This is a genomic window from Vibrio sp. IB15 (assembly GCF_016406055.1).
GTDB classification, from domain to species: Bacteria; Pseudomonadota; Gammaproteobacteria; order Enterobacterales; family Vibrionaceae; genus Vibrio; species Vibrio chagasii.
In genome coordinates this window covers 1-6,049 of record NZ_JAEFCE010000105.1, presented here as the reverse complement: position 1 = coordinate 6,049, position 6,049 = coordinate 1, and the positions used below count along the sequence as shown (strand labels likewise).

General features: G+C 44.0%; 5 protein-coding genes and 2 tRNA genes. 4 read left to right on the top strand and 3 right to left on the bottom strand.

Going from position 1 to position 6,049, the window contains the following annotated elements:
* Window positions 1–671: 671 nt before the first annotated feature.
* Together pssA and JC606_RS22490 are read right to left on the bottom strand one after the other, a co-directional pair.
* Window positions 672–2,012 carry a CDP-diacylglycerol--serine O-phosphatidyltransferase gene (gene pssA / locus JC606_RS22495; protein WP_198779481.1) on the bottom strand — a complete coding sequence of 447 codons (1,341 nt, stop codon included), beginning with the start codon at window positions 2,010–2,012 and terminating at the stop codon, window positions 672–674.
* Between the two features lie 91 nt (window positions 2,013–2,103).
* On the bottom strand, window positions 2,104–2,535 hold the full coding sequence (locus JC606_RS22490; protein WP_061034337.1) for a GNAT family N-acetyltransferase: 432 nt from the start codon (window positions 2,533–2,535) through the stop codon (window positions 2,104–2,106).
* 66 nt (window positions 2,536–2,601) lie between these two features.
* Between JC606_RS22490 and murB the strand changes: the two genes are divergently transcribed.
* Together murB and birA are read left to right on the top strand one after the other, a co-directional pair.
* On the top strand, window positions 2,602–3,648 hold the full coding sequence (murB, locus tag JC606_RS22485; RefSeq protein WP_198779480.1) for a UDP-N-acetylmuramate dehydrogenase: 1,047 nt from the start codon (window positions 2,602–2,604) through the stop codon (window positions 3,646–3,648).
* Complete coding sequence (gene birA, locus JC606_RS22480; protein WP_198779479.1) at window positions 3,645–4,610, top strand: bifunctional biotin--[acetyl-CoA-carboxylase] ligase/biotin operon repressor BirA; 966 nt, start codon at window positions 3,645–3,647, stop codon at window positions 4,608–4,610. Before murB ends, birA begins: the two co-directional genes overlap by 4 nt.
* A 7-nt stretch (window positions 4,611–4,617) precedes the next feature.
* Here birA and coaA read toward each other — a convergent pair whose 3' ends face one another.
* Window positions 4,618–5,541, bottom strand: coding sequence for a type I pantothenate kinase (coaA, locus tag JC606_RS22475; protein ID WP_105057681.1), 924 nt, complete (start codon window positions 5,539–5,541; stop codon window positions 4,618–4,620).
* A 210-nt stretch (window positions 5,542–5,751) separates the two neighbouring features.
* Here coaA and JC606_RS22470 point away from each other — a divergent pair.
* Window positions 5,752–5,827 (top strand) — tRNA-Thr (locus JC606_RS22470).
* A gap of 44 nt (window positions 5,828–5,871) precedes the next feature.
* A tRNA-Tyr gene (locus JC606_RS22465) sits at window positions 5,872–5,956 on the top strand.
* Window positions 5,957–6,049: the final 93 nt, after the last annotated feature.

The following is a 6,049-nucleotide window of genomic DNA, read 5'->3' as shown; positions in this document are numbered from 1 at the left end:
CGGCCTGTCACGCCGGGGGTCGCGGGTTCGAGTCCCGTCCACTCCGCCACTTATTAGAGAAGCCCTGCTAGAAATAGCAGGGCTTTTTTACATCTATCGAAAATGTATATTCAGCAATCAATTGGCAAATAGATAGAATGACAACTCAACTACATCAAACCTTTTAGAAAGCCTAGTCTTACGACTAGGCTTTCGTCGTTTCTAGAATGCGATAATTTGGTCTTCTACCAATGAGTCCCGCTCGTGTACTAGTCAGATGGAATACCAGTTCAGTCATACTAAGCCCACGCACAACTTCTTGGGCTTTTTTACCTTTGAATCCCTGTATTAGCCTTTTGGTCGAGAGCGTCTCTCAAAAGGTTTACCGGTTTCAGAAAGAACTAACTAGGTATGTCCGCCTTTCGTCATTTATCAGAAGGCCTAGCCTTACTACTAGGCCTTCGTCGTTTCCAGGTAATGGTCTTTTGCTCTTCAAATAACAAGTCCTCGCTACTTTCGGCCTAAGCTATTCTCTGGTGTTCAATGGCGCTGAACACCTAAAATTATATGTGCGAGTATTGATTGACCTAGTTACTCACTATGTTTGCGAGTGCGTACAGAGAGGCGATTTATGAATACAAAAACGCCTAGCGTTTGCTAGGCGTTGGTAAATCATATCTTGCGCATGTTCACTAGAGTATTTGTTTAAGTACTCTGTCAGCTTTGACTCGAGTGATCTTGCGAATCAGCTTTTGAACTTCTTCTGGGTAGCTATCTACTTTGTCTAACTGCTTATAAGTACAAATAAGCTGAGTGTGTTGAAGAATGTTATCTATTTCAGCTTGGAACTTATCAGTTAGGTGGTGATAGTTGTCCTGAATAAAGATTCCGTTCTCTAGATCTAGTTTCCAAGCTCTAGGGTTTAGGTTATTACCAGTAAGCAGCATATAGCGCTTATCGACCCAAATGCCTTTCAGGTGGAAGCTGTTAGAGTCGTGTCGCCAAAGTTGAATCGATAGATTGCGGCTTGCAATATGAGCTTCATTAGCTTTAGCAAAGCGACGTAAGTTCATCTCATAAAGATATGGTAGACCACCAATCGTTTTAAACTCTTCCTCTGGAGAGATGAAGAAATCATTCGCGGTTTTATCACCAACCACAATGCTGACCTTTACTCCACGTTTGAGTGCTTTCTTCACTTCTTTAGCTAGGCTAGGAGGAAAGTTAAAGTAAGGGGTACAAATGAAGATCTCGTCTTTAGCCTGAGCGACCAGTTGATTGATGCCTTGGTTAAGACGATTACGTCGTTTGCCGATGCCTACTAGCGGTGTTACGGCAACTTGCTCTGGCGATACTTCCTGACCATCAAATTGATACTGAGATCTGGCTAGAGAGGCACGAAACTGGCGGATCGCTGGCTTTAGCTCTTTAGTCGCTGGCTTGTTTTTATCAGCTAAGTCGTAAACAGCGCTGTCAGAGATCATTTGTTCATGCACGTAGGCAAACATTGAATCTGCCAGTGTCGCGTTGTTTAAAACATGGTAGCGGTCAAAGCGGTAGCGGTCGTGATAGTTCAGGTAGATATTATTGAGGCTTGCACCACTGTATATCACGCTGTCATCAACGATAAAGCCCTTTAAGTGCAATACGCCAAAGACTTCTTTACCACGGACAGGAATGCCGTAGACAGGAACTGAATGCTGATATTTTTCAGCAAACTCTTTGTACATTGCTGTATTGCCCTCAGAAGACTCTGCACCAATCAATCCGCGTTGAGCTCTGTGCCAATCAACACAAACGCTCACATTTAGATCTGGATTCTTTTGTTTTGCTTCATATAAGGCAGTTAGGATCTCACGGCCAGCCTCATCATCTTCAAGATACAAAGCGACTAAACTAATACGAGTCGTTGCGCGAGCTATCTCATCAAGTAGACGAATTCGAAACTCTTGCGCTGATAGTAGTACTTCAAACTTATCAGGATTCTGCGCTATGGTTGGCAACTGTATGAATGGATTCCTACTGGCAATCATATTGACTGTTTTACCTTAAAAATATGCAAAATTGCGAACCTTTAATTTTACCAAAGGCATAGCCCCAAATACTAGATAATCGAGGCATTCTCTAACAATTTTGCTGATATTGCATAGGAATGAGATCTTTTCCGCTATTTGAATAACGCTCATATAAAACCCGTAAGGCGTTCGGTAGCTGTTTAGAATCGATCTGCACAAATTGGTGCCGAGTGTAGAAGCTCGTAAGGTGCGCATAGGCAAAGCAGTAATCGTTCTCTGTGAGTGTGTGCTTTGCACAGTACTCCATTAGTTGGGAGCCTAACTGTTTACCGCGATGTTGCTTCGAGATCGCCATACCTGTCAGTAAGCGCGAGTCTTCTATCGTACGGAAACGGACGACACCACAAAGTTCGTCATCAAGTAAGAGTGAATAAATTAACTCACTTTTATTGGCTTTCCCTGTTGGGTAGTGCTCTTTATAGAAGCGTTTAACAAGGGGAACCTTTACTGGGTCTAATTGAGTAATGATGACATTGTTCATTCAGTCACTGCGCCACTGGTTTATCTGCTGTAGAATGAACGCAGTGTAAGTTAATTGAATATCGCCATGCAATTCCATCTCAATGCTAGTTTAAAAAACGTTCATACCTTTTCTATTGATCAAAGCTGTGATGCTTTGGTTGAAGTGACCAAGATTGAAGAGTTGGTCTCGGTTTATCAGGACCCTAAATGGCAATCTACGCCTAAGCTGATGCTAGGAAAGGGCAGTAACATGCTTTTCACTGAGCATTTTGCAGGCCTTGTCATTATCAATAAGCTATCTGGTATTACCTTAACGGAGTCGGATAGCAATCATCTACTCCATGTTAATGGTGGTGAGGATTGGCCAAGCCTAGTTAAATGGACCGTTGAGCAAGGTCTTGGTGGATTAGAAAACCTAGCCATGATTCCTGGGTGTTCTGGCTCAGCGCCTATCCAGAACATTGGTGCTTATGGAGTTGAGCTACAGGATATATGTGAATACGTCGATATTCTTTGTCTGGATACTTATACAGTTAAGCGATTAAGCAAAGAGGAATGTCTCTTTGGTTACCGAGATTCGATTTTTAAACACGCCCTGTACGGCAAAGCTATTGTGGTCGCGATTGGCTTAACTTTAGCGAAAGCATGGCAGCCATGTAATCACTATGGCCCCTTGAAAAGTCTGTCTGAAGAGACACTTTCACCTCAAACGATATTTAATGAAGTATGTGCTATCCGCTCGAGTAAATTGCCAGACCCTTCTGTTCAGGGTAATGCTGGCAGCTTCTTTAAAAACCCGGTGATCAGTAAAGATCATTTTGATCGCTTGCAGTCTGAGTATCCAACGATTGTGGGCTATGCGAGTGAGAATATGATCAAAGTCGCTGCTGGTTGGCTGATCGATCAATGTCAGTTTAAAGGTGTTAATCAAGGTGGCGCTCAGGTTCATCCAAATCAAGCACTTGTGATCATCAACTATGATGAGGCGACGGCCGTTGATGTGCTTAAGTTAGCAGAACGAGTTCGTCAGGCTGTGCTAGATAAATTCGATATTCGCCTGGAACATGAGGTTCGCTTTATGGGAAGAGATGGTGAGACAAATCTCGACAAGGCTTTGGAGGCGTTAGTATGAGAGAGCACAGCACTAAGCTAGCACTGTTAAAATGCCTTGCTGATGGTGAGTTTCATTCTGGTGAAGACCTCGGTGAGGTGATTGGGGTATCTCGAGCCGCTATAAGCAAGCACATCAAGGGTATTCAAGAGTGGGGTTTGGATATCTACCGTGTACAGGGTAAAGGCTACAAGCTAGCGGACCGATTGGACATGCTGGACCATGAGCGACTATCTGCTGCTAATAGCAACGCATCTCTTGAACTGATCCCTATTATAGGTTCGACCAACCAACACCTGTTAGATCGCACCAATGAGCTAGAATCTGGCTCGGTTTGTGTTGCTGAATACCAAGCCTCTGGTCGCGGTCGTCGTGGCAGAGAGTGGGTGTCACCATTTGGAGCCAACTTATACCTTTCGATGTACTGGAGACTCGACGCTGGGATGGCAGCTGCGATGGGCCTAAGTCTTGTTGTCGGGGTTGCGGTTGTTGAGGCTCTGGAAGAAATGGGTGTTGAAGGCGTGAAACTCAAATGGCCAAATGACCTTTACCATAACGATAAGAAACTTGCGGGAATCTTAGTTGAGCTGTCGGGGCAATCTGGCGGTGCTGCTCATATTGTGATTGGGCTAGGACTCAACCTGTCGATGGACCCTTCAACTTCTGGTATAGGTCAGCCGTGGACCTCGCTTAAAGAGGTGTGTGATGGCCAAGTCCCAGATCGTAACCATTTAGCACAGACCCTAATAAACGCATGGGATAAGGCGCTAGTTGATTACGAAATGAAAGGGATGTCGAATTTTGTAGAGCGTTGGAACCGCTTGGATAACTTCTTAGGTCGCAATGTGAAGCTGATTATTGGACCTAGAGAAATTGAAGGTGTCATACAAGGTATCGATGAGCAGGGGGCGGTGTTACTCAAAACCGAGAATGGTATCGAAAGTTATATCGGCGGTGAAATCTCACTAAGGAAAGGTAGCTAAGACCTTCCTATTTTCTTAGTAGTACTTCTTCAACCATGTGATCTGCACCTTTTCTTAGGATTAGGTGCGCCCGCTCTCTGGTTGGAAGGATGTTCTTCTCTAGGTTCAACCCATTGATTGAACTCCAGATCCCTTCTGCTTTATCCAATGCCGCTTGGTTCGATAATTTAGTGTAATGACTAAAGTAAGAGCCCGGCTTGGTAAATGCCCCTTCTCTAAACTTCATAAAGCGGTTGATATACCACTCTTTGATTTGCTGGCTGTCTGCATCCACATAGAGTGAAAAGTCCAGGAAGTCAGAAATGAACACACGGTGTGGCTCGTGTGGGTAGTTCATCCCACTCTGTAATACGTTTAGGCCTTCAATGATCAACACGTCAGGTAGGTCAACACACTTAACATCATCAGTAATGTTGTAGGTTAGATGCGAGTAAACTGGCGCGGTGACGTTTCTTTTGCACGCCTTAACGTCAGAGACAAAATTAACTAAACGCTTAATATCATAAGACTCAGGGAAGCCTTTCTTACTCATCAAGCCTTTCTCTTCCAATACTTCATTTGGATATAAGAAACCGTCAGTGGTGACGAGCTCAACTTTTGGGTGGTTTTCCCAACGAGAGAGCAGGGCCTTAAGTAGACGGGCGGTTGTACTTTTACCTACCGCAACACTGCCAGCAATACCAATAATAAATGGTGGTGCTTTCTCTTTTTTATCGAGGAACTGGTGAAGTACTGAATTGCGGTTTTGTCTGGCTGCCACATAGAGGTTCAATAGACGAGAAAGCGGTAGGTAGATCTCCACAGCTTCTTCCATGGTGAGCTTTTCATTGATGCCTTGAAGCTCTTTTAAGTCGCTCTCAGAAAGTGTCATCGGAACTAAATTCCTTAGTTCAGACCAGTGTGTACGGTCAAATGACATGAATGGGCTCATACAAAACTCTATAGTGGATAACAAAACAAGTGCATGGAAAATACATCAAGCGCTAGATAAATAAAATATCTTCCTGTACTAGATGCGGGTTAAAGACGGAAACCTTGAGCTAAATAGTCGTATGTCGAAGTTTGAGCAGAGAATTTTGCACTTTTTTTCAATTTGCTATTGCAAGGTGGAAAATCATTCAATAAAATGCGCCCCACTTGTGCCGACTTAGCTCAGTAGGTAGAGCAACTGACTTGTAATCAGTAGGTCACCAGTTCGATTCCGGTAGTCGGCACCACTTTCTCCCTTCCTTTAAGGCTGCGAGAGAAAGCTCAAAAATTTGGAGAGGTTCCCGAGTGGCCAAAGGGAGCAGACTGTAAATCTGTTGGCACTGCCTTCGATGGTTCGAATCCGTCCCTCTCCACCATATTCTAAAGGTTAAATAGCTCAAACAGAGTTACGTGTTGCGTGCATCGTATAATGGCTATTACCTCAGCCTTCCAAGCTGATGATGCGGGTT